This window comes from Sphingopyxis sp. KK2, assembly GCF_001990265.1.
In the GTDB taxonomy this organism is placed as follows: domain Bacteria; phylum Pseudomonadota; class Alphaproteobacteria; order Sphingomonadales; family Sphingomonadaceae; genus Sphingopyxis.
On record NZ_LYVN01000021.1, the window covers coordinates 21,563 to 42,709 of the forward strand.

Consider the following 21,147-nt stretch of genomic DNA (forward strand, 5'->3'; position numbering starts at 1 on the left):
GTCAGATCACCCAGTCGCCGGCCGCAGGATCGGCGGGTTTCAATGTCAGGTCGGGGCGCACGGTCGGACCCAATGCGCGGATGCGGTCCTTGATATGCGCGGGGCGCGGACCATCGGCGGTTGCTTCGCCCGCGATGATGTAAGGCGCATTGACGCGGCGCGCAGCCTCCTCGACGGCGAGCACCGCCTCGCCATGCTCGCCGACGTCGGCGGCATCCTCGATGTGCAGCGACCAGTCGGCGCCGGTCCACCAGGTGACGAAACCTGTTTTCAGGTCGTTGCCCGTGAGCAATTTCATGTGAAGTCCCTTATATTTTCTATGTTTTGAGCGATGCCGGGGGCGCCGAGGCAGTCGAGCGCGTCGGCGCGCGCCGCGACCTTGCCGACGATGATCAGCGCTGGGCTGGCGACGCGTTCGCGCGCGACGAGGTCGCCGAGATCGGTGAGCAGCGTGCGCAGCACGCGGGCATCCTTGGTGGTGCCGCGTTCGACCACCGCGACGGGCAGGTCGGGCGATACGCCGTCGGCGATCAGCTTGTCGGCGATGGCCGATGCGGTCGCGAGCCCCATGTAGATGACGAGCGTGCGGCCATGCCCCGCGAGCCCCGACCAGTCCTGGTCGGACAGATCCTTGCACTGCCCCGCGACGAAGCTCACCGCGCTCGCATCCTCGCGGTGCGTCAGCGGCAGCCCCGCCTGCGCGGCGCATCCGGCGGCGGCGGTGATGCCGGGGACGACTTCGCAGGCAACGCCCGCTTCGCGCGCCGCGTCGAGTTCCTCGCCGCCGCGCCCGAAAATGAACGGATCGCCGCCCTTCAGCCGCACGACCTGCTTGCCGGCCTGCGTTTCGCGCACGAGCAGCTCGTTGATCGCCTCCTGCTTCATCGTGTGGCGGCTGCGCTGCTTGGCGACCGAGATGCGCTCGACATGCGCCGGGATCAGCGCGAGCACGCCGTCGCCGACCAGCCCGTCATGCACGACCAGGTCGGCGCTCGTCAGCAATCGCGCCGCGCGCAGCGTCAGCAGGTCGGGATCGCCGGGGCCGGCGCCGACGAGCCACAGCTTGCCGGTGGAAGGGGGAGTCTTTTCCATCCAGCGTAGATGGTCCGCGCCCGCCGATATGGCAAAGCAGGCTTTGTTGACGGGGGTGTAGGTAAAATTGACCCGCTTGCCGGCGGGAACTGTTCAGAGGAACTTCTTCGCCACCAGCTGCGATTCCTCGGGGTCGCGCAGGCCGACGCCGATCGAGGCGCGCACGGCGTCGCTTTCGCTGCTCGCGACCGGATAGGCGCAATAATCGGCGGCGTAAAAGGCGCTCGGGCGATGGTTGCCCGACAGCCCGACCCCGCCGAAGGGCGCCGCCGACGAGGCGCCGTTGGTCGGGCGGTTCCAGTTTATGACCCCTGCGCGCGCATTCGCCCAGAACTGGTCGTAGAGCTGCGGCGACCCGCCGATCAGCGCCGCCGACAGGCCGAAGGCGGTGTTGTTCGCCTCGGCGATCGCCGCCTCGAAACTGTCGACGCGCACGATCTGGAGCAGGGGGCCGAACAATTCGATATCGGGACGTTCGGGCATGTCGGTGACGTCGATGATGCCGGGGGTCAGGAAGGGGCGATCCTTGACCGGGCGCGTCATGTGGCGGACGACCTTGCCGCCGTTCGACATCAGGATCAGGAAGCTTTCGGTCAGCCCGTCGGCGGCCTCGTTATCGATCACCGGCCCCATATAGGGCGGCGGCGTCGCAAAGGGCTCGTCGACGATCAGCCGGTTCGTCAGCTTGCGCACTTCCTCGACCAGCCGGTCGGCCATGCTGTCCTTGACGATCAGGCGACGCGCGTTGGTGCAGCGCTGCCCGGCGCTGAGGAAGGCCGACTGGACGACAAGGATCGCCGCGGTGTGGAGGTCGGGGGTGTCCCAGACGACGACGGGATTGTTGCCGCCCATTTCGAGCGCGAGGATCTTGTCGGGGCGGTTCGCGAACTGGCGGTTGAGCGCCAGCCCGGTGCGCGCCGATCCGGTGAACAGCAGCCCGTCGATGCCGGCATGGCCCGCGAGCGCCTTGCCCTCGTCGGGGCCGCCGATCACCAGCCGCAGCACCTCTTCGGGCACCCCGGCGCTGTGATAGAGGTCGACGAGCATCGCGCCGGTCGCCGGGGTCTTTTCGGACGGCTTGAAAGCCACTGAATTGCCCGCGATCAGCGCCGGCACGATATGGCCGTTGGGCAGGTGCGCCGGGAAATTATAGGGGCCAAGCACCGCGAGCAGCCCGTGCGGCTTGTGGCGCACCGCGTTGCGCAGCCCCATCGCGCCCTCGATGCGGCGGTTCGGGGTGCGCTCGGCATAGGCGTTGATCGAGATATTGACCTTGTTCGCGACCGATTCCACCTCGGTGCGCGCTTCCCACAAGGGCTTGCCGGTCTCGCGCGCGATCAGCGTCGCCAGCGTTTCGCTCTCGGCCTTCACCCGGTCGGCGAAGCGGCGCAGCGTTTCGGTGCGAAAGGTAAGGGGCTTCGCCGCCCATTCGGGCCAGGCGCGGCGGCCGATCTCGACCTCGCGGTCGATATCGCTGATCGCACCGCGCCAGATTTCGGCGCCGGTCGCGGGTTCGTGGGAAACCAGTTCGGCCGTCATGCGACCTCCGGGCCTGCCGCGCGCTTGCCGCGAGGGGAGGTGGGCTGGATGTCGGGGACCGGTCGCTGCATTGTCCCAGCCTCTTATCGGTGAAAGCCGGGAGCGGCAAGCCGAGGCAAGCATCGCTTGCGCGGCCGCGCCGGGTTGGCGATAGGGGATAGGAATCCCCGGGGGGCGGGCGAAGAAGGGAAGCCGTTATTTCGGTCAGGCAGGACAAGGCATCGGACGGGCGCGGCGACTGGGCGGACCATTATTGGTGGTCGGCCGATAGCGTGCGGCTGCACGCGCGCATCTATGCCGGGCCCGACGCGGCGGCGGGTGCGCCGCCGATCCTCTGCATGCCCGGCCTCGCGCGCAACGCGCGCGATTTCGAAGCGCTCGCACCGCATCTCGCGCAGGTCCGCCGCGTCATCGTCGTCGAGTTCCGCGGCCGCGGCGAAAGCGCTTTTGCCAAGGACCCGATGACCTATGTCCCGCTGACCTATGTGCAGGACGTCATCGCGCTGCTTGACGACCTTAAGGTCGATCGTTTCGCCACCGTCGGCACCTCGCTCGGCGGGCTGGTGTCGATGCTGCTCGCGGCGACGCAGCCGGGGCGGCTCGTCGGTGCGGTGCTGAACGATGTCGGCCCCGAACTCGAGGCGGCGGGGCTCGCGCGTATCCGCGACTATATCGGCGCCGGGGGCAGCCAGCCGACGTGGATCCACGCCGCGCGCGCCTTTGGCGAACTCAACGCGGCGGTCTATCCTGGCTATCATATCCACGACTGGTTGCGGCTGACCAAGCGCACCCACCGGCTGACCGCCGAGGGGCGGATCGTCACCGATTACGACAAGCAGATCGCGGCGCCGCTGCGCGTGCCGAACGGCGGGGATGCCGGGGTCGACCTGTGGCCCGCCTATCGCGCGCTCGGCGGGGTGCCGCTGCTGGTGCTGCGCGGCGAACTGTCAGACATCCTCGGGCGCGATGCCGCCGCGAAAATGACCGCCGAACTGCCGCAGGCGCGGCTGGTCGAGGTCCCCGGCGTCGGCCATGCCCCGACGATGGACGAGCCCGAGGCGCTGGCGGCGATCGACGGCTGGGCAATGGAGCTTCCCGCCGCGTGAATGGCGACGATTCTGCACGGCCGTGGCCGATCCGCATCCTGCACCTCCATTCGAGTTTCGCGCTGGGCGGCAAGGAAGCGCGTGCGACGCGGCTGATGAACCTGATGGGCGACCACGCGCGTCACACCATCCTGTCAGCGGTGCCCGATGCCCTGGGTGCGCGCGATGCCATCGCGCCGGGGATCGTCGTCGATTTCCCGACCGATGCGCCGCCGCTTCACGGCAAGCCATCGCCGGGCCGCTATCGCGACCTGATGCGCTATATGCTGAATTTCGAACTGGTGCTGAGTTACAATTGGGGTGCGATGGACGGCGTGATGGCGCATCGGCTCTACTGGAATCGCTGGTGGTATAATATGCCGCCCAGCCTGATCCATCATGAGGATGGTTTCAACGAGGATGAAAGCGTCCGGCGGAACTGGAAACGCAATCTGTTTCGCCGCGCCGGGTTGAAGCACGCGCTGGGCGTCGTGGTGCCCTCGGTCCTGCTGCAACGCATTGCGACCGAAGAGTGGCGGGCCGATCGTGTCCATCTGATCCGCAACGGCATCGACGTCGCAGCCTATGGTCATGGACCGACCGTGCCGATCCCGGGGTTCGAACGCCGCGCTGGCGAAGTCGTGATCGGCACCGTCGCCGGGCTGCGCAAGGTCAAGGATCTGCCGCGTCTCGTCCGCGCGGTGGCGACCTTGCCATCGAACGTCCGGCTGGTGATCGTCGGCGAGGGACCCGAACGCCAGGCGATTGCGGCCGAGGCGGCCGCCTGCGGCATGGCGGATCGGCTGGTCATGCCCGGCTTCATGGCCGCGCCCGATCGTTGGGTCGGCCATTTCGACATCCTCGCGCTGTCGTCGCGGAGCGAGCAGGCGCCGATCGCCGTGATCGAGGCGATGGCGGCGGGGCTGCCGGTGGTCAGTCCCGATGTCGGCGACGTCGCGGCGATGGTGGCGGGCGAGAACCGGCGCTTCATCGCCCTCGACGAAGCCGCGTTCCGGGCGGGGCTGGCCGAACTGGCCGCAAATCCGGCGCTGCGCAGCGAAATCGGGACCGCCAACCGGTGCGTCGCCGCCGAACGCTTCGACGAATCAGCGATGGTCGCCGCCTATGAAAAGCTCTATGCTCGCGGCCTTGGTGGCTATGGCCCGTTCAGCGGTCGCTGGGTGGGTTCGGATTGACAAAAGGGACCGCCTTCCGCTTACGGAGGCGGCAAATGGGGGCCATGGCGCACGAACGCCCGTGGTGCAGAGAAAGAGGTTCAAGTGTTCAAAGGTTTGAAGCCCATCCTTTATGGCGGGCGTGAAGTTTGGCCGCTGGTCGAGGGCGGCAAGGGCGTGTCGGCGACCAACCATATGTCGAGCGGCGCCTGGGCCGCCGCGGGCGGCATCGGCACCGTGTCGGCGGTCAACGCCGACAGCTATGACGCCGAGGGCAAGATCATCCCGCAGGTCTACAAGGCGCTCACCCGCAAGGAACGCCACGAAGAACTGATCCAATATGGCATCGAAGGCGCGGTGGCGCAGGTCGAACGCGCCTATGAGGTGTCGGGCGGCAAGGGCGCGATCAACATCAACGTCTTGTGGGAAATGGGCGGCGCGCAGCAGATCCTCGAAGGCGTGCTCGCGCGCACCCCGGGCATGATCGCGGGCGTCACCTGCGGTGCCGGCATGCCGTACAAGCTCAGCGAAATCGCCGAGCGCCACAATGTCATGTATCTGCCGATCATCAGCTCGGCGCGCGCCTTCCGCGCGCTGTGGAAGCGCGCCTATCACAAGGTGCCGCACCTGCTCGGCGCCGTCGTCTATGAAGATCCCTGGCTTGCCGGCGGCCACAACGGCCTGTCGAACGCCGAAGACCCGCTGGTGCCGCAGGACCCCTATCCGCGCGTCAAGGCGGTGCGCGACACGATGCGCGCCGAGGGCATTGCCGACAGCGTGCCGATCGTGATGGCGGGCGGCGTCTGGTATCTGCGCGACTGGGAGGATTGGATCGACAATCCCGAGCTCGGCCAGATCGTCTTCCAATATGGCACCCGCCCGCTGCTGACCGAGGAAAGCCCGATCCCGCAAGCGTGGAAAGATCGCCTCCGCACCCTCGACGACGGCGACGTGCTGCTCCACCGCTTCTCGCCGACCGGCTTCTACTCCAGCGCGGTGCGCACACCGTTCCTGCGCGACCTCGAAGCACGCTCGGAACGCCAGATTCCCTATTCGAAGCAGGAAGCGGGCGATCATATCGTCCAGCTCGACGTCGGGGTGAAGGGCAAGAATTTCTGGGTCACCCCGCACGACCGCGCCCGCGCGCGCGACTGGGCGGCCGAAGGCTATACCGAGGCGCTGAAGACCCCCGACAATACGGTCGTGTTCGTGACCCCCGAGGACAAGGCGATCATCCGCAAGGACCAGACCGACTGCATGGGCTGCCTGTCGCATTGTGGTTTTTCGTCGTGGAAGGACCATGACGACTACACCACCGGCTACCTCGCCGACCCGCGCAGCTTCTGCATCCAGAAGACGCTGCAGGACATCGCGCACGGCGGCGACCCCGAACAGAATCTGATGTTCGCGGGCCACGCCGCGTTCAACTTCAAGACCGATCCCTTTTATTCGAACAACTTCACCCCGACGGTGAAGCAGCTCGTCGATCGGATTTTGACGGGGGACTAAAACCCCCCGTCATTGCGAGCGAAGCGAAGCAATCCAGAGCGGCCATGCGCGAACGCCTGCCAGCGGTTTATATGATGGCGAACCGGCGCAATGGCACGGTTTATACTGGCGTGACCTCGCAATTGGTACGCCGCGTCTGGCAGCACCGCGAGGGGATAGCGGGGTTTTCGCAGCGCTATGATTGCAAGCTGCTGGTTTGGTTCGAGATGCATGGGGATATGGTCGCCGCGATCACGCGCGAGAAGCAGATCAAAGGTGGAAGCAGGGCAAAGAAGCTGGCTCTGATCGAGGCGGAGAACCCGCTCTGGCGCGACCTGTGGCCGACGATCCTCGACGGCAGCGAGTAACGCTCTGGATTGCTTCGCTTCGCTCGCAATGACGGAGTTTTATTGCGCTTCGTCATTGCGAGGAGCGAAGCGACGAAGCAATCCAGAGCGAGTTAGAACTGCCGCCCCGGTGATCTCCGATCAAACCCACCCCTCCAGCACCTGGTCGGGCGGGCGATGCCCGTCGCTCCATGCGCGGATATTGGCGATGACCTTCTCGCCCGACGCCTCGCGGCCCTCGATCGTCGCCGAGCCGAGGTGCGGCAGCAGCACGACATTGTCGAGCGCGAGCAGTTCGGGGTCGACAGCGGGTTCGTGGGTGTAGACGTCAAGGCCCGCGCCCGCGATGCGCCCGGCCTTGAGCGCCGCGACCAGCGCGCCTTCGTCGACGATCTCGCCGCGCGCGGTGTTGATCAGATAAGCGGTGGGCTTCATCGACGCGATGCGCGCCGCATGGATCATCTCGTGCGTCTCGCTCGTATGCGGGCAATGGATCGTGACGACGTCGCTGATCCGCAGCAGCGTGTCGACGCTCGCATGATAGCTTGCGCCCAATTCCTCCTCGATCGCTTCGGGCAGGCGGCGGCGGTTGTGATAATGGATCGACAGGCCGAAGGCGCGCGCGCGGCGTGCGACGGCGAGGCCGATGCGTCCCATGCCGATGATGCCGAGCAATTTGCCGCCGACGCGGTGGCCGAGCATCGCGCTCGGCGCCCAGCCCTGCCATTGGCCCGAACGCATCAATTTCTCGCCCTCGGCGAGCCGGCGCGGGACCGAGAGGATCAGCGCCATCGTCATGTCGGCGGTATCTTCGGTGAACACGCCCGGCGTGTTCGACACCATGATGCCCTTGGCGCGCGCGGCGGCGAGGTCGATATGGTCGACCCCGGCGCCGAAATTGGCGATCAGCTTCAGCCGCTCGCCCGCCGCGGCGATCACTTCGGCGTCGATCTCGTCGGTCACCGTCGGCACAAAGACGTCGCAATCGGCGACCGCGGCCTTCAACTCGTCCTTGGTAAAGGCATGATCCTGCGCCGACAGCGCGACGTCGAACAATTCGGCCATGCGCCCCTCGACATGCGGCATCAACTGGCGGGTGACGATGACGCGCGGGCGGCGGGGACGGGATGAATCGGGCATGGCGCCGATAGAGCGTGCGGCGCGGGAACGGTCAAGGGGCGCGCGCGTCTTGCCCTTGTGGAAAAGCCGCATCGCGCGGGACGCCGACGGTTGAAAAAAGGCGCGATTTGCAACAAGGGTTGCCGATGACCAGCCAAAAAATCCTGACGCTTGCCTTGTGCCTCGCCGCCATCGCGCCCGCCGCGGCGCAGAGCGATCCCGAATTGCCCTATTGGGCGTCGATCAGCGTCGACGAGGCACGGATGCGCAAGGGCCCGTCGCCCGATGTGCCCGTCATCTGGGAATATCGGCGCAAGAATCTGCCGGTCAAGGTCGTCGCGCGCCACGAAACCTGGCGCAAGATCGAGGATCCCGACGGCACGCAGGGCTGGATGGCGGCGCGCCTGCTCAGCCGTACGCGCACCGCGATCGTCACCGGCAATGACGTGCGCCCGCTGCACGAGGCGGCAAGCACCTCGTCGGCGATCCTCTATCGCGCCGAACCCGGCGTCGTCGGCCGGATCACCGATTGCAGCGGCGGCTGGTGCCAGTTCGACGTCAATGGCCGGCGCGGCTGGATCCAGACCGACCATATCTGGGGCGACTGACGACCGGCCGCCCCGGCCCGATCATTTCTTCGGCGTCACCGTCACCACCGTGCCGTCGTCGGCGGTCGCGGTGAAGCTGCCGTCGGCGCCCGGCTTGGTCACCGCCCAGCACATGCCCGGCGCATCGCCCTCGGGATCGAAGCAATCCTTGCCGTCGTGCGAGGCATAGAGGCCCTTGACCTGCTTGCCGTCGGGGCCGGTGTCGACATAGGTGCCGTCGGCGTTGATCGTCGTGCTGGCCATCTTCCCGTCGGCCATCTTGACGTCATAGGTCCCCGGCGCGGTCCCCGAACCCGAGTCGGCCGCCGGCGCGGGCGCCGCGGTCTCGGCCGGTGCGGCCGGCGTTTCCTGTTTCTCTTCAGTCTTTTGCGAACAGGCCGACAGCGCGGCGAGCGCGGCGAACAGGACAAGCTTTTTCATGGTGCATTCTCCCCTTGTTGCGGGGCGCAGGCTATGCCTTTCCGCCCGCGCCAACAATGGAAATCGGCTGCGTTCCGCGCGCATGAAAAAGGGGCCGGACCTGTCTGGTCCGGCCCCTCTTTGGCCCAAAGGCTTAGCGCCAGCGGAAGTGGTTGCGATAGACCTTGACCACCCGGCCGTTGCGCTCGTTGACGAGCAGCAGGTCGTTATAGTGGTGGACATAGGTCAGGTTGCGACCCGCCCGCGGCACGCCCCAGCGGCTGTCCCAGGTCGGGCGATAGCTGGGGGCGTAATAGTTCGACCGCAGCGTCGCGCCGACGCGGAACTGCTGATATTTGAACGGCGCGCGATAATTGGCGTAGCGGTTGTCGCGGCGCCAGTCCTGCTTGCTGTCGCGCAGGTCGCGGCGGGCGTCATTATATTCGCGGCGTTCCTCGCGGATGTCGCTGCGGCTGCCATAGCGCTGCGCGTCGCGCAGTTCGCGGCGCTCTTCGCGGACGTCGGCGCGATCCTTGCGGATCTCGCGGGTCTGCGCCTGCGCGGCGACCGGCATGGTGGCGGGGACCATCATCGCGGCGATCAGGCCGGCGGTGAGAAATTTGCTCTTCATTGTGCCATTCCTTTTTCCGTCAGGGGGGAGGGGATCTGCCCGATGACAAGGAATGATCTACGTGAGTCGATTTGAATTGTTCCGGAACGACGCGTTTATATTCAGGACATTAGTGTCGCAATTTGTCGCACCATAACGACGAAGGGGCGCCGTCCTGCGACGACGCCCCGGAACTTTTCGCCGGTCTGCAAAATCAGACGAGTTCGATCGCCACCGCGGTCGCTTCGCCGCCGCCGATGCACAGGCTCGCGATGCCGCGGGTCTTGCCGTGGCGCTGCAGCGCGGCGATCAGCGTGGTGATGATGCGCGTGCCGCTCGCGCCGATCGGGTGGCCGAGCGCGGTCGCGCCGCCATGCACGTTGATCTTCTCGCGCGGGATGCCCAGGTCGTGCATCGCGAACATCGCGACGCAGGCGAACGCCTCATTGACCTCGAACAGGTCGACGTCGGCGATCGACCAGCCGGTCTTGGCGAGCAGCTTGTTGATCGCGCCGACCGGGGCGACGGTGAAGTCCTTGGGCTCCTGCGCATGCGCGGTGTGCGCGACGAGGCGCGCGACGGGCTTGGCGCCCTTGGCATCGGCGACCGACTGGCGCGTCAGCACGACGGCGGCGGCGCCGTCGGAGATCGAGCTGCTCGTCGCGGCGGTGATCGTGCCGTCCTTGGCAAAGGCGGGCTTCAGCGTCGGGATCTTGTCGGGCATCGCCTTGCCCGGCGCTTCGTCGGTGTCGACGACGACATCGCCCTTGCGCGTTGCGATCGTCACCGGCGCGATTTCGTTGGCAAAGGCGCCGTCGGCGATCGCCGCCTTGGCGCGGCTCAGCGATTCCAGCGTATAGTCATCCTGCGACTGGCGGCTGAGCTGATAGGCGTCGGCAGTGTCCTGCGCGAACGTCCCCATCGCGCGGCCGGCCTCATAAGCGTCTTCCAGTCCGTCGAGGAACATATGGTCATAGGCGGTGTCGTGGCCGATGCGCGCGCCCGAACGGTGCTTCTTGAGCAGGTACGGCGCGTTGGTCATCGATTCCATGCCGCCCGCGACGACCAGGTCGATGCTGCCCGCGGCGAGCGCTTCGGCGCCCATGATGACGGTCTGCATGCCCGAACCGCACACCTTGTTGACGGTTGTCGCCTGCACCGACTTGGGCAGGCCGGCCTTGATCGCGGCCTGCCGCGCCGGCGCCTGGCCGAGGCCGGCGGGGAGGACGCAGCCCATATAGATGCGCTCGATATCGTCGCCCGACACGCCCGCGCGCTCGACCGCTGCCTTGACTGCGGTGGCACCCAGATCGGTCGCGCTCGCGTCCGACAGGCTACCCTGCATGCCGCCCATCGGGGTGCGCGCATAGGAGAGGAAAACGACGGGATCGGTGGCGGTCATGGCAAAAGACTCCGTAGGGGAAACCAGTTTCGGCGGCCCGATTAGCCCAAATGCTGCACGTGCGAAAGGGGGAGGGTGATTGCCGGCCCAAGGCTTTCTCGGGAGTGGGAAAGAAGGGGTTGTGGTCACCGATCAGCAGGCCAGCTTTGGGATGGGAAGCGGATGTTGATCTCCCCTCCCGCTTGCGGGAGGGGTCGGGGGAGGGCCTGTTGCGTTGCCAAAACCCTCCCCGCTGCGACTAGGGCGCGGGGCGCCCAAGTCTCGCTACCCCTCCCGCAAGCGGAAGGGGTAATAGGCTCGATCCTTCAGCGTCCCCAACCGGTCGTTTCCTGCCAATCCTCCCTGTGGTGCTGCCACCTCCCATCGCTCCGCCACAGGGAGGATCAAATGGGCCGCACCCATCCGTTATGATCCCAAAAAATTCGCTTTCCTAAAATATCCCGCCATGCTCCAAACGCACCGATGACCCGATTTCTCTCTCATTCTCTGTCGCCGCGCCCTGGCTGCGCGGGCCGGGGAGCGAAAGAGAAGGGGGACGTGGCGTGACCTTTGTGACCTTCCGAACCAAACGGCGCGCTCTGCCCCTGCGCTCCGCGCCGCGTGGCAGTGCGTTTCAACTTGCAACCCGCCGTGCGTCATGGTCAAACATGTGCGACAGAACATAGGGGAGACGGGTCATGGCCACCGCCATCAAGCAGGATATCGCCGGCGAAACGCAGCGCATGCACGACGTGCTCGCGGCGCAGAAGGCGAGCTTCACCGCCGCGATGCCCGAAAGTCTCGCGACGCGCGCCGACCGCATCGACCGCGCGATCGCGCTGCTCGTCGACAATGCAGAGGAGTTCGCGAAGGCGGTGAGCGAGGATTTCGGCCACCGCAGCCGCGAACAGACGCTGATGACCGACATCATGCCCTCGGTCGGCGCGCTCAAGCATGCGAAGAAACATATGGCCGCCTGGTCGAAGGGCGAGAAGCGCAAGCCGACCTTCCCGCTTGGGCTGCTCGGCGCGAAGGCCGAGGTGGTCTATCAGCCCAAGGGCGTCGTCGGCATCGTCGCGCCGTGGAATTTTCCCGTCGGCATGGTGTTCGTGCCGCTCGCGGGCATCCTCGCCGCGGGCAATCGCGCGATGGTCAAGCCGTCCGAATATACCGAAAATGTCTCGGCGCTGATGGCGCGGCTGATCCCCGATTATTTCGACGAGAGCGAGATTGCGGTGTTCACCGGCGATGCCGATATCGGCGTCGCCTTCTCGAAGCTCGCCTTCGACCATATGATCTTCACCGGCGCGACGAGCGTCGGCAAGCATATCATGCGCGCCGCCGCCGATAACCTCGTCCCCGTCACGCTCGAACTTGGCGGCAAGTCGCCGACTTTCATCGGGCGCAGCGCCAACAAGGAACAGGCGGGGCAGCGCGTCGCGCTCGGCAAGCTGATGAACGCAGGCCAGATCTGCCTCGCCCCCGATTATCTCCTCGTCGCCGAGGATCAGGAGGGCGAGGTGATCGACAGCGTCACCAAGGGGGCCGCCGCGCTTTATCCGACGATGCTCGCCAACGACGACTATACGTCGGTCGTCAATGTGCGGAATTACGACCGCCTGCAGTCCTATCTCGCCGACGCGCGCGAAAAGGGCGCCGAGGTGATCGAGGTCAATCCGGGCGGTGAGGATTTCGCCAGCGCCAACGGCCACAAGATGCCGCTGCATATCGTACGCAACCCGACCGACGACATGAAGGTGATGCAGGAGGAAATCTTCGGCCCGATCCTGCCGGTGAAGACCTACAAGAATATCGACGAGGCGATCGACTATGTGAACGCCAACGACCGCCCGCTCGGGCTCTATTATTTCGGGCAGGACAAGAGCGAGGAGGACCGCGTGCTGTCGCGGACGATCTCGGGCGGCGTCACGGTCAACGACGTCGTGTTCCATAACGCGATGGAGGACCTGCCCTTCGGCGGGGTCGGCCCGTCGGGCATGGGCAATTATCACGGTTTCGACGGCTTCAAGACCTTCAGCCACGCGCGCGCGGTGTATCGCCAGCCCAAGCTCGATGTCGCGGGCCTCGCGGGCTTCAAGCCGCCCTATGGCAAGACGACCGCCAAGACGCTGGCCAAGGAACTGAAGAAATAGGATTGGGAGGTTGCGCGGGGAGGGCGTTCATTCCTTCCCGGCGATCTTGATATCCTTGCCCAGCAAAGTCTTCACATAGACGCGCTGGACCAGCACATAGACCACCACGGTCAACGGCGCGGCGAGCAGCACGCCGAGGAAGCCGAACAATATGCCTGCCGCGACCACCGCGAACAGCAGCACCGCGGGCGGCACGTCGACCGCCTGTTTCTGGATCATCGGCTGCAGGAAATTGCCCTGCAACTGCTGGATCAGCAGGAACAGCACGAGCGTCCACAGCGCGGTCATCGGCGATACGGTGAAGGCGAGCAGCACCGCGGGAATGCCCGCGATGATCGGGCCGATCATCGGGATCACGTCGAGCAGGCCCGCGATCAGCCCGAGCCCGCCCGCCGCCGGCACACCGAGCAGCGCAAGACCCGCCCAGGTCAGCGCCGCGACGACGAGCGACGACACCGCCTGACCCATCATCCAGCCCTTCAGGCCGCGCCCGGCGTCGCCCATCGCCAGCGCCGCGGTTTCCTCGGCACGCGCCGGGAGAAGCAGCAGCAGACCGCGGCGATAGGTCGCGGGGTCGCTGGCAAGAAAAATCGCGGCGACCAGAACCAGCACGAAATCGGCGATGCCGCTGCCCGCCGCCAGCGCATAACCGCCCGCCTGTTGCAGCGCGCGCGAGATATCGTCGCTGCCGACCGCGGCGAGGTCGCGGACCTGCTCGCCCAGCCCATAGCGGTTCAGAAAGGCTTCGAGCCCCTGCAGCGCGGGCGGAATCTGTTCGCGGATCGTGTCGACCTCGCGCGCGAGCTGCGACCCGAACAGCATGAACGCCCCGGCGAAGATCGCGACGATGCCCGCGACCGAGAGCGCGAGCGCGATGCCGCGCCCGATCCGCGTCTTGGCGCACAGCCAGCTCGCGATCGCATCGAAAATCGCGCCGAGCACGATCGCCGCGAAAACGAGCATGAAAAAGCGCGTCAGCTCGATCATCAGCAACGCGACCCCGACCAGCGCCAGCACGATCAGCGTCGCCCCCGCGATGCGGCCGGGGCCGAAGGTTGGCGGCGGCGGCTCTGCCTTGGCGCGCGATCGGGCGGGGGATGCGGCGGGCGCCTTGGTCTTTTCGGTCATGGCACCAGTCTAGCCCGGCCAGGCGGCGGCGCAACCATCGGATTTCGCGGATAGAGGCTGGACGTCACGGGGGTTTCGTGGCAACGGCTCCGCGTCCACGGGCCCCTGTGGTGAAATTGGTAGACGCGCTCGACTCAAAATCGAGTTCCGCAAGGAGTGCTGGTTCGAGTCCGGCCAGGGGCACCACTCACCGTCTTGCCGAGGCGGTTCGCCGATCCGTGCCAATATGCTTCAAAATTGGCAATAATTAACGCGGCGTAGTTGGAAATTATTCATATTCTAAAGGCATTATCTGTCCAAGCCCTGATGGGCGCGTCACATCGTCCTTAATAGTCACCGGATGGACCAGCCGGATAGGGAACGAAAGCGCGCCGACCGGGCGGAGGTGGGGGAAAACTGAGTGGATGAATTTTAGCAGCAAAAATGTCTCTTCTGGGCGCTGTTGGAATCAGGAGGAAGGCATGAACGACCCCCGCTTCTCTATCCCCGGAGAAGGCCAGGATACCGAGGCGGACCGCCGTGGCGGCGACCGTTATCGCACCGTGTGGCGCATCGCCAAGGTGACGCGCGACGGCGACGCTGGGCTGTGGCGTGTGCGCAACATGTCCGACGGCGGCATGATGCTCGCGGTCGAGGTTCCGGTGACCGTCGGCGAACGGCTCGAAATCGCGCTGTCCGAAACCATCGTCATCCATGGCCGCGTCGCCTGGTGCGAAGAGGGGCGCTGCGGCGTCGCCTTCGACGCCGCGGTCGACGGCAACGACGTGCTCAAGCAACTCGCCGCCGAACAGCAGTCGGGCGACTATCGCGCCCCGCGCCTCGAAGTCCGCACACGTGCGCAACTGGTTACCGACGGCGAAGCGAGCGACATCGAACTCGCCGACCTGTCGCAGAGCGGCGCCGGTTTCCTGCACGATGCCCCGCTCGAAGTGGGCAAGCCGCTCGAACTCGTGCTGCCCGGCGGCATCCGCCGCAAGGCGATCGTCCGCTGGTCGCGCGCCGGCCGCGGCGGCCTGTGGCTCACCGAACCGCTCGGCCGCGCCGACCTGGAAAGCATTCGCCACTTCAAGGCGTGACCATCGATGACGGCCTTCGGGCGAGAGCTGCCATGGGGCCGACGCTCCTCTCTCCCCTTGAGGGAGAGATACGCAGGCTTGGCAGCTTGCTGCCTAGCCGCAGTTGAGAGGGGGTTTTGAGTCCGCCGACGTCGCATCCCCTCACCAAGCTTCGCTAGCTCCTGACGGAGCAAGCTGCGCTATCCTCTCCCTCAAGGGGAGAGGAGATCATATCCGCTTCCCACCCCAGGGAAGACATTCCCTTCCGACTGTGCAATCCTTTTCGTCGAAAAACGAAAGGGGTCCCATGCAGCTTTCCCGACGCGAATTTTCGCTGGCCATCGGTGCCAGCATCCTCGCCGCTCCCGTGGCGCGCGCGGCGGCGCCTACCGCCGGCGCCGACGCGGCGCTCACCGCCTTCCTCGACGCGGCGTTCGAAGCGGAACTCCAGCTCGACCCCGAACAGCTGACCCAGCTTGGCCGCAAGGAACAGCAGGACCGTTTCACCGACCCCAGCGACGCCGCGGCGGCGGCGCGGCTCGCATGGCGGCGCGGCAGCGTCGCCGCGATGAAGAAGCAGTTCGATCGCGCAAAGCTCGGCGAGGATGCGCGCGTTTCCTACGACATGTGGGCGCTCGAACTCGAACGCGCCGAAGCGTCGACCAAATGGCGCGACCATGGCTATATCTTCGATCGGAACGGGCCGCACACCGGCCTGCCGAATTTCCTGATCAACCAGCACCGCGTCGACACCCCCACCGACATGGACACCTATGCGGCGCGCGTCGCCGCGCTCGGGCCGACGCTCGATATCTATCTCGACCGCGCGAAGGCGGCGGCGGCGAAGGGCATTCGCGCGCCGGGCTTCGCCTATGACCAGTCGATCGAATTGATCGGACGGCTCACCACCGGCGCGCCCTATGACGCGGACGCCGACAACGCGCTGTTCGCCGATGCGAAGGGCAAGGCTGCGGCGCTGGTGAGTGCGGGCAAGATCGATGCGGCGGCGGCCGACGCCTTCACCGCACGCGTCGCCGCGGCGATGACGGGGTCGCTGAAACCCGCCTATGCGCGGATATCGGCATGGCTTTCCACCGACCGCGCCAAGGCCGGGGCCGAGCCGAAGGGCGCCGGCGCGCTGCCCGATGGCGCGGCCTATTACAACGCGATGCTGCGGCTCCAGACGACGACCGGGATGACCGCCGACGAGATCCACGATCTCGGCCTCGCCGAAGTCGCGCGCATCCGCGCCGAGATGGAAGCGCTGAAGGCCAAGATCGGCTATGAGGGCAAGCTCGAGGATTTCTTCGTCTTCCTGCGCAGCGACGACCGTTTCTACGTTGCAAATGATGACACCGGCCGCGCCGCCTATCTCAAGAGGGCCGGCGATTATCTCGACGGCATGCGCGCGCGGCTGCCCGAACAATTCGGCCGGCTGCCCAAGGCCGATCTGGTCGTCAAGCGCGTCGAGGCGTTTCGCGAGGAGCCGGGCGGCGCGGCGCATTATTCGCCAGCGGCGCTCGATGGCTCGCGCCCCGGCATCTATTATGTCCACCTCGCCGACACGCGCGCGACCCCGACCTACGAGATCGAGGGCACGACCTATCACGAGGGCCTGCCCGGGCATCATATGCAGATCGCGCTGGCGCAAGAGATGACGGGCACGCCCGAGTTCCGGAAGAATTATTTCTATGGCGCCTATGGCGAGGGGTGGGCGCTCTATGTCGAGCGGCTCGCCAAGGAGATGGGTTTCTACACCGATCCTTACAGCGATTTCGGGCGACTGGGACGCGAGATCTGGCGCGCGATCCGCCTCGTCGTCGACACCGGCATCCACGCCAAGGGGTGGAGCGAGGCGCAGGCGCTGGCCTATTACACCGCCAATTCGCCGCAGCCGGTGGCCAAGATCAAATCCGAAATCCGCCGCTATTTCGTGATGCCGGGACAGGCGACCTCGTACAAGGTCGGCATGCAGCGCATCCTCGCGCTGCGCGACAAGGCGCGGGCCGGGCTCGGCGATCGCTACGACCAGAAGATGTTCCACGAGATCGTCCTCGGCCGCGGATCGGTGCCGCTGCCGGTGCTCGAGGCACAGGTCGACCGCTGGATCGCCGCGCCCGCCTGATCGCGGGGCGTGCGACCGCGGCGCATCGTGCACAGCCGCCGGTTAACCAGCTTCGGTAGGATTTGTTTAAGGTCCAGGGCACAGTCTCGGTCTGTCGACAACCGCATGCCTATCCAATCAAGACACTGACGAAGCGTCTTTTTCTCTGGCCGTCGCCGCTGGCGAACGGTTCATCGCTCTTGGCGTATTCGTCCAATCGGGTCCGGGCCGGCCAATGTTAGCCTGAGGCTCCAACCAAAAAATTCCGGTCGCACAAACTTCGTCGCTTGCGTTTCAGCAAAGGGAGGTTGTGCCTGTCATGCCACAGAAATTTTCCTGGTCGTTCAGCGGGGGCTCGCCCTCCGGTGCCGGCGTCAACAACGGCGGGAGCCTGGAGATCGACGCGATCACCAGCGCCGGGGTGACCCTCGTCAAGAATATGGGCGCCGACCGCGATCTCGCGCTGCAGATCGACGATGTCGAAAAGCTCGCCTTCTTCATCATGACCTCGTCGCTCAACGACGGATCGGTCGACGTGAAGACCGACAGCGCGACGCGCACCACGCTCACCGGCCCGCTCATCCTTTATGGCGAGGCGATCAAGCTGTTCGCCGGCGATCTCCAGACGATCAGCCTCAAGAACAGCTCGGCGACCGACGCCGCCGATATCACCATCCTGATGGGCTTCAAGCTCGACTGACAAGCGCGGCTCCCCGAAGCCATTTTCATTGGGGGGCCCCTATCCGACTGGCGAAAAGGGAGTGCAGCCATGCCCGTGTCCGTGACCTATCCCGGTGTCTATATCCAGGAACTGCCATCGGGGGTGCGCACCGTTAGCGGCGTCGCGACCTCGATCGCCGCCTTTGTCGGGCGCGCGCTGCGCGGTCCGGTGAACCAGCCGCTGACCTGTTTCAGCTTCGGCGAATTCACCCGCCGCTTCGGCGGCCTGTGGGCGAATGGGCCGATGTCCTATGCGATCGACGATTTCTATGGCAATGGCGGCGGCCAGGCCGAGGTCGTGCGGCTGTTCAAGCCCAGGGCGGCCGATGACGACGGCATCGCGCTGCTCGAGATCGGCGCGCTCGCGCTGCGGGCGTCGAGCCCGGGCGAGTGGGGCAACAACCTGACCGGCAGCGCGTCGCACCCCGACGTCGCCGACCCCGTCGGCGCGGCGCAGGCGGCGGAGAAATATGGCCTCGCCGTCGCCGACCTGTTCGACATCCGGATCGAGGACAAGGCGACGGGGGCGGTCGAGGTCTTCCGCAACCTCACCGTCAGGGACAGCGGCGGCGCCCGCCGCTTCGACCGCGTGCTCGCCGCCGAATCGAGCCTCGTGCAATGCCAGCTCAACGTCAACGGCACCCCCAAGCTCGGCGTGCGCCCGGCGAATGGCGCGACCGGCACCGGCGCCGACGGCAATGACGGCGACCCGCTGCTCGACGTCGATTATATCGGCGACCCGGCGACCAAGACCGGCATCTACGCGCTCAAGAAGTCGGACATCTTCAACCTGCTGTGCATCCCCCCCGATACGCGCGACGGCACGCTGCCGCGCACGGTCAACGAGAAAGCGGCGCAATTCTGCAAGGAAGAGCGCGCGGTGCTGATCGTCGATCCCCCCGCCGAGTGGGAGGCGAAGCCCGAGGAAGCGGCGGCGCTGGTCAAGACGAAGCAGCTCGACGGCGCGACTGCGGTGCTGTCGATGTCCTTCGCCGACAATGCCGCGCTCTATTTCCCGCGCATCCGCCGGCGCGATCCCAAGCGTGGCGGCCAGATCGACAGCTTCGTCCCGTGCGGCGCGGTGGCGGGAATCATCGCCCGCACGGATACGAACCGCGGCGTGTGGAAATCGCCCGCCGGCATGTCGGCGACGCTCGCGGGGGTCGAGGGGCTGACGGTCAAGATGACCGACGAGGAGAACGGCCTGCTCAACCCGATCGGGGTCAATTGCCTGCGCAGCTTCCCCGGCACGGGCCTGACCGTCTGGGGCGCGCGCACCTTGCGCGGGTCGGACCAGCTGTCCGACGATTATAAATATCTCGCGGTCCGCCGCCTTGCGCTGTTCATCGAGGAAAGCCTCTATCGCGGCACGCAATGGGTGGTGTTCGAGGGCAATGACGAACCGCTGTGGGCGCAGATCCGCCTGTCGGTCGGCACCTTCATGCAGCGCCTGTTCAAGCAGGGCGCCTTCCAGGGCGCGAGCCCGCGCGACGCCTATTTCGTCCGCTGCGACGCCAGCACGACGACGCAGGACGACCGTAACCAGGGCATCGTCAACATCGTCGTCGGTTTCGCGCCGCTGTTGCCGGCCGAATTCGTCGTCATTTCCATCCAGCAGATCCGCAACGCGGCCTGACCATAAGGGAGAGCGATCATGGCACCACCTTTCAGCGTCAACCCCGAGCGGCGCGACCCGTACAAGACCTACAAGTTCCGCCTGCGGCTGCCCGACGGCGCCTATCTTGCGGGGCTCAGCAAGATGAGCGCGCTCAAGCGCAGCACCGAAGTCGTCAAGTTCCGCGAAGGCGGCGACCCGTCGACCTCGCGCAAGTCGCCCGGCCAGACCGAATATGAAGCGGTCACGCTCGAACGCGGGGTCACCCACGACACGACCTTCGAGCAATGGGCGAACAAGGTGTGGAACTTCGGCTCGGGGCTCGGCGCCGAGGTGTCCTTGAAGGATTTCCGCAAGGACCTCGTCCTCGAAATCTACAACGAGGCGGGGCAGCTCGTGCTCGCCTATCGCCTCTTCCGCTGCTGGCCTTCCGAATTCGTGGCCTTTCCCGATCTCGACGCCTCGGCGAGCGCGGTCGCGATCCAGACGCTCAAGCTGGAGAATGAGGGCTGGGAACGCGACTATGACGTCGCCGAACCCGCCGAGCCGAGCTTCACCGAACCGACGCTGTAGGGCCGGTGCATCGTTTCACCGCCCTGGAGCTGATCGAGATCAGCGAAAGCGGCGCGTCGCTGGGACCCGCCGGCCGCGGGCTGTTGCTGCTCGTTTCCGGAGGCCTGCCCCGCGAGGCGGCCGAAGCGCTGCCGCTCGGCGCGCGCGACCGGGCGCTGTTCGGCTTGCGCGCCGCGCAGTTCGGACCGCGCATGGAGATCGCGCAGGTCTGCACCGCCTGCGGCGAGGCGATGGAATATGCGCTCACCGCCGCCGACCTCGGCCGCGATGCCTTGGTGGGTGAGGGCGCAGGCGAGGGCGTGCCCACCGCGACCGTCGACGGCATCACCGTGCGCGCGATCAATGCCGGCGACCTCGCCGCGTGCGAGCGCGAGGGTGATGCCGGTGCCGCTCGCCGCGTCCTGCGTGCCCGCGTCGCGCCCGGCGGCGGTGCGATCGACGACGACCGGCTCGACACGATCCTCGGCCACCTCGATCCCGACGCCGAACTCGACATTGCAGCGGCATGCCCCGCCTGCGGCGCCGACCAAGTGCTCGCCTTCGACATCGCGGCCTTCTTCTGGGACGAATTTGCGCTGCGCGTGCCGCGCCTGCTCGACGATGTCGTCGACCTCGCCCACGCCTTTCACTGGTCCGAACGCGACATATTGGCGCTGACCGCGTCGCGGCGGAATTTCTACCTGTCTCGGGTGCGCGCATGACCGGGCTGCTCGCCCGTATGGCCGCGCGCGCGGCGGGGACGGTGCCGGTCGCGGCGCCGCGCATCCCGACGCGCTTCGAACCGCTACCCGAGGAGCTGGGGCAGCCGCAAAGCCAGGTGCCCCCGCCGGCCGCCCCGCTTGCCGCGCCGCCGCTGGCCGATCCGGTCGCGCCTGCATCGGTGCCGGCCCCCGTTCACCCGCTGGCCGTCGCGCCACCAGCTGCGCCGGTCGCGCCACCACCGCTCGCTGCTATTG

General features: G+C 66.6%; 20 protein-coding genes, 1 tRNA gene and 1 pseudogene. 14 read left to right on the plus strand and 8 right to left on the minus strand.

The window, feature by feature from the left end:
* Position 1 precedes the first annotated feature (1 nt).
* The 3 genes from B1A78_RS05700 to astD all read right to left on the minus strand — a co-directional run bounded on the left by B1A78_RS05700 (position 2) and on the right by astD (position 2,631).
* A complete protein-coding gene (locus B1A78_RS05700; RefSeq protein WP_077146030.1) occupies positions 2-298 on the minus strand; it encodes a DUF2849 domain-containing protein in 297 nt (98 codons plus the stop codon).
* Positions 295-1,092, minus strand: coding sequence for a uroporphyrinogen-III C-methyltransferase (cobA, locus tag B1A78_RS05705; protein ID WP_077146031.1), 798 nt, complete (start codon positions 1,090-1,092; stop codon positions 295-297). Before cobA ends, B1A78_RS05700 begins: the two co-directional genes overlap by 4 nt.
* Positions 1,093-1,185: 93 nt before the next feature.
* The gene (gene astD, locus B1A78_RS05710; RefSeq protein ID WP_077146032.1) at positions 1,186-2,631 is read right to left on the minus strand and encodes a succinylglutamate-semialdehyde dehydrogenase; all 1,446 of its coding nucleotides are present in this window, start codon (positions 2,629-2,631) and stop codon (positions 1,186-1,188) included.
* Between the two features lie 272 nt (positions 2,632-2,903).
* On the opposite strand from astD, the gene B1A78_RS05715 reads away from it, so the two are divergent.
* From B1A78_RS05715 to B1A78_RS05730, 4 genes are all read left to right on the plus strand, one after another.
* Complete coding sequence (locus B1A78_RS05715) at positions 2,904-3,737, plus strand: alpha/beta fold hydrolase (protein ID WP_256837495.1); 834 nt, start codon at positions 2,904-2,906, stop codon at positions 3,735-3,737.
* Entirely contained in the window at positions 3,734-4,912 is a 1,179-nt protein-coding gene (locus B1A78_RS05720; RefSeq protein ID WP_077146034.1) for a glycosyltransferase family 4 protein, read from the plus strand. Before B1A78_RS05715 ends, B1A78_RS05720 begins: the two co-directional genes overlap by 4 nt.
* 84 nt (positions 4,913-4,996) lie before the next feature.
* Positions 4,997-6,400 carry a nitronate monooxygenase family protein gene (locus B1A78_RS05725; RefSeq protein WP_077146035.1) on the plus strand — a complete coding sequence of 468 codons (1,404 nt, stop codon included), beginning with the start codon at positions 4,997-4,999 and terminating at the stop codon, positions 6,398-6,400.
* 44 nt (positions 6,401-6,444) lie between these two features.
* Positions 6,445-6,747: a GIY-YIG nuclease family protein gene (locus B1A78_RS05730; protein WP_077146036.1), complete on the plus strand. Its 303-nt coding sequence runs from the start codon at positions 6,445-6,447 to the stop codon at positions 6,745-6,747.
* Between the two features lie 120 nt (positions 6,748-6,867).
* Here B1A78_RS05730 and B1A78_RS05735 read toward each other — a convergent pair whose 3' ends face one another.
* Complete coding sequence (locus tag B1A78_RS05735; RefSeq protein WP_077146051.1) at positions 6,868-7,866, minus strand: D-glycerate dehydrogenase; 999 nt, start codon at positions 7,864-7,866, stop codon at positions 6,868-6,870.
* Between the two features lie 125 nt (positions 7,867-7,991).
* On the opposite strand from B1A78_RS05735, the gene B1A78_RS05740 reads away from it, so the two are divergent.
* Positions 7,992-8,453, plus strand: a complete 462-nt coding sequence (locus B1A78_RS05740) for an SH3 domain-containing protein (protein ID WP_077146037.1) — start codon at positions 7,992-7,994, stop codon at positions 8,451-8,453.
* A gap of 21 nt (positions 8,454-8,474) precedes the next feature.
* Here the strand turns inward: B1A78_RS05740 and B1A78_RS05745 are convergent, their stop codons facing one another.
* The 3 genes from B1A78_RS05745 to B1A78_RS05755 all read right to left on the minus strand — a co-directional run bounded on the left by B1A78_RS05745 (position 8,475) and on the right by B1A78_RS05755 (position 10,864).
* On the minus strand, positions 8,475-8,873 hold the full coding sequence (locus tag B1A78_RS05745; protein WP_077146038.1) for a hypothetical protein: 399 nt from the start codon (positions 8,871-8,873) through the stop codon (positions 8,475-8,477).
* 133 nt (positions 8,874-9,006) lie between these two features.
* Complete coding sequence (locus B1A78_RS05750) at positions 9,007-9,483, minus strand: hypothetical protein (RefSeq protein ID WP_077146039.1); 477 nt, start codon at positions 9,481-9,483, stop codon at positions 9,007-9,009.
* A 193-nt stretch (positions 9,484-9,676) separates the two neighbouring features.
* Positions 9,677-10,864 carry an acetyl-CoA C-acyltransferase gene (locus tag B1A78_RS05755; protein WP_077146040.1) on the minus strand — a complete coding sequence of 396 codons (1,188 nt, stop codon included), beginning with the start codon at positions 10,862-10,864 and terminating at the stop codon, positions 9,677-9,679.
* A 677-nt stretch (positions 10,865-11,541) separates the two neighbouring features.
* On the opposite strand from B1A78_RS05755, the gene B1A78_RS05760 reads away from it, so the two are divergent.
* Positions 11,542-12,996, plus strand: a complete 1,455-nt coding sequence (locus tag B1A78_RS05760) for a coniferyl aldehyde dehydrogenase (RefSeq protein WP_077146041.1) — start codon at positions 11,542-11,544, stop codon at positions 12,994-12,996.
* A 27-nt stretch (positions 12,997-13,023) separates the two neighbouring features.
* Here B1A78_RS05760 and B1A78_RS05765 read toward each other — a convergent pair whose 3' ends face one another.
* Positions 13,024-14,124 (minus strand): AI-2E family transporter, encoded by a 1,101-nt coding sequence (locus tag B1A78_RS05765; RefSeq protein ID WP_083733879.1) that lies wholly within the window; start codon positions 14,122-14,124, stop codon positions 13,024-13,026.
* A gap of 101 nt (positions 14,125-14,225) precedes the next feature.
* On the opposite strand from B1A78_RS05765, the gene B1A78_RS05770 reads away from it, so the two are divergent.
* The 8 genes and pseudogenes from B1A78_RS05770 to B1A78_RS22235 form a co-directional block, all read left to right on the plus strand.
* Positions 14,226-14,310 (plus strand) — tRNA-Leu (locus tag B1A78_RS05770).
* 275 nt (positions 14,311-14,585) lie between these two features.
* The gene (locus B1A78_RS05775; RefSeq protein WP_077146042.1) at positions 14,586-15,200 is read left to right on the plus strand and encodes a PilZ domain-containing protein; all 615 of its coding nucleotides are present in this window, start codon (positions 14,586-14,588) and stop codon (positions 15,198-15,200) included.
* Positions 15,201-15,486: 286 nt separating this feature from the next.
* Positions 15,487-17,304, plus strand: coding sequence for a DUF885 family protein (locus B1A78_RS05780; protein ID WP_077146043.1), 1,818 nt, complete (start codon positions 15,487-15,489; stop codon positions 17,302-17,304).
* Between the two features lie 298 nt (positions 17,305-17,602).
* Positions 17,603-17,983: a hypothetical protein gene (locus B1A78_RS05785; RefSeq protein ID WP_077146044.1), complete on the plus strand. Its 381-nt coding sequence runs from the start codon at positions 17,603-17,605 to the stop codon at positions 17,981-17,983.
* Between the two features lie 69 nt (positions 17,984-18,052).
* A complete protein-coding gene (locus B1A78_RS05790) occupies positions 18,053-19,639 on the plus strand; it encodes a phage tail sheath subtilisin-like domain-containing protein (RefSeq protein ID WP_077146045.1) in 1,587 nt (528 codons plus the stop codon).
* Positions 19,640-19,657: 18 nt separating this feature from the next.
* The gene (locus B1A78_RS05795; protein WP_077146046.1) at positions 19,658-20,191 is read left to right on the plus strand and encodes a phage tail protein; all 534 of its coding nucleotides are present in this window, start codon (positions 19,658-19,660) and stop codon (positions 20,189-20,191) included.
* Between the two features lie 5 nt (positions 20,192-20,196).
* Entirely contained in the window at positions 20,197-20,892 is a 696-nt protein-coding gene (locus B1A78_RS05800) for a hypothetical protein (protein WP_077146047.1), read from the plus strand.
* Positions 20,889-21,147: pseudogene (locus B1A78_RS22235) on the plus strand (hypothetical protein); the annotation flags it as partial. The gene B1A78_RS05800 and the pseudogene B1A78_RS22235, both read left to right, overlap by 4 nt.

Excerpts from the sequence above, each read along its gene's own strand:
- B1A78_RS05745 (WP_077146038.1), bottom strand. The coding sequence starts at position 8,873 with ATGAAAAAGCTTGTCCTGTTCGCCGCGCTCGCCGCGCTGTCGGCCTGT.
- B1A78_RS05735 (WP_077146051.1), bottom strand. The coding sequence starts at position 7,866 with ATGCCCGATTCATCCCGTCCCCGCCGCCCGCGCGTCATCGTCACCCGC.
- B1A78_RS05795 (WP_077146046.1), top strand. The coding sequence starts at position 19,658 with ATGGCACCACCTTTCAGCGTCAACCCCGAGCGGCGCGACCCGTACAAG.
- B1A78_RS05765 (WP_083733879.1), bottom strand. The coding sequence starts at position 14,124 with ATGACCGAAAAGACCAAGGCGCCCGCCGCATCCCCCGCCCGATCGCGC.
- B1A78_RS05775 (WP_077146042.1), top strand. The coding sequence starts at position 14,586 with ATGAACGACCCCCGCTTCTCTATCCCCGGAGAAGGCCAGGATACCGAG.
- B1A78_RS05750 (WP_077146039.1), bottom strand. The coding sequence starts at position 9,483 with ATGAAGAGCAAATTTCTCACCGCCGGCCTGATCGCCGCGATGATGGTC.
- B1A78_RS05700 (WP_077146030.1), bottom strand. The coding sequence starts at position 298 with ATGAAATTGCTCACGGGCAACGACCTGAAAACAGGTTTCGTCACCTGG.
- astD (WP_077146032.1), bottom strand. The coding sequence starts at position 2,631 with ATGACGGCCGAACTGGTTTCCCACGAACCCGCGACCGGCGCCGAAATC.
- B1A78_RS05760 (WP_077146041.1), top strand. The coding sequence starts at position 11,542 with ATGGCCACCGCCATCAAGCAGGATATCGCCGGCGAAACGCAGCGCATG.
- B1A78_RS05785 (WP_077146044.1), top strand. The coding sequence starts at position 17,603 with ATGCCACAGAAATTTTCCTGGTCGTTCAGCGGGGGCTCGCCCTCCGGT.
- cobA (WP_077146031.1), bottom strand. The coding sequence starts at position 1,092 with ATGGAAAAGACTCCCCCTTCCACCGGCAAGCTGTGGCTCGTCGGCGCC.
- B1A78_RS05780 (WP_077146043.1), top strand. The coding sequence starts at position 15,487 with ATGCAGCTTTCCCGACGCGAATTTTCGCTGGCCATCGGTGCCAGCATC.
- B1A78_RS05790 (WP_077146045.1), top strand. The coding sequence starts at position 18,053 with ATGCCCGTGTCCGTGACCTATCCCGGTGTCTATATCCAGGAACTGCCA.
- B1A78_RS05740 (WP_077146037.1), top strand. The coding sequence starts at position 7,992 with ATGACCAGCCAAAAAATCCTGACGCTTGCCTTGTGCCTCGCCGCCATC.
- B1A78_RS05730 (WP_077146036.1), top strand. The coding sequence starts at position 6,445 with ATGCGCGAACGCCTGCCAGCGGTTTATATGATGGCGAACCGGCGCAAT.
- B1A78_RS05755 (WP_077146040.1), bottom strand. The coding sequence starts at position 10,864 with ATGACCGCCACCGATCCCGTCGTTTTCCTCTCCTATGCGCGCACCCCG.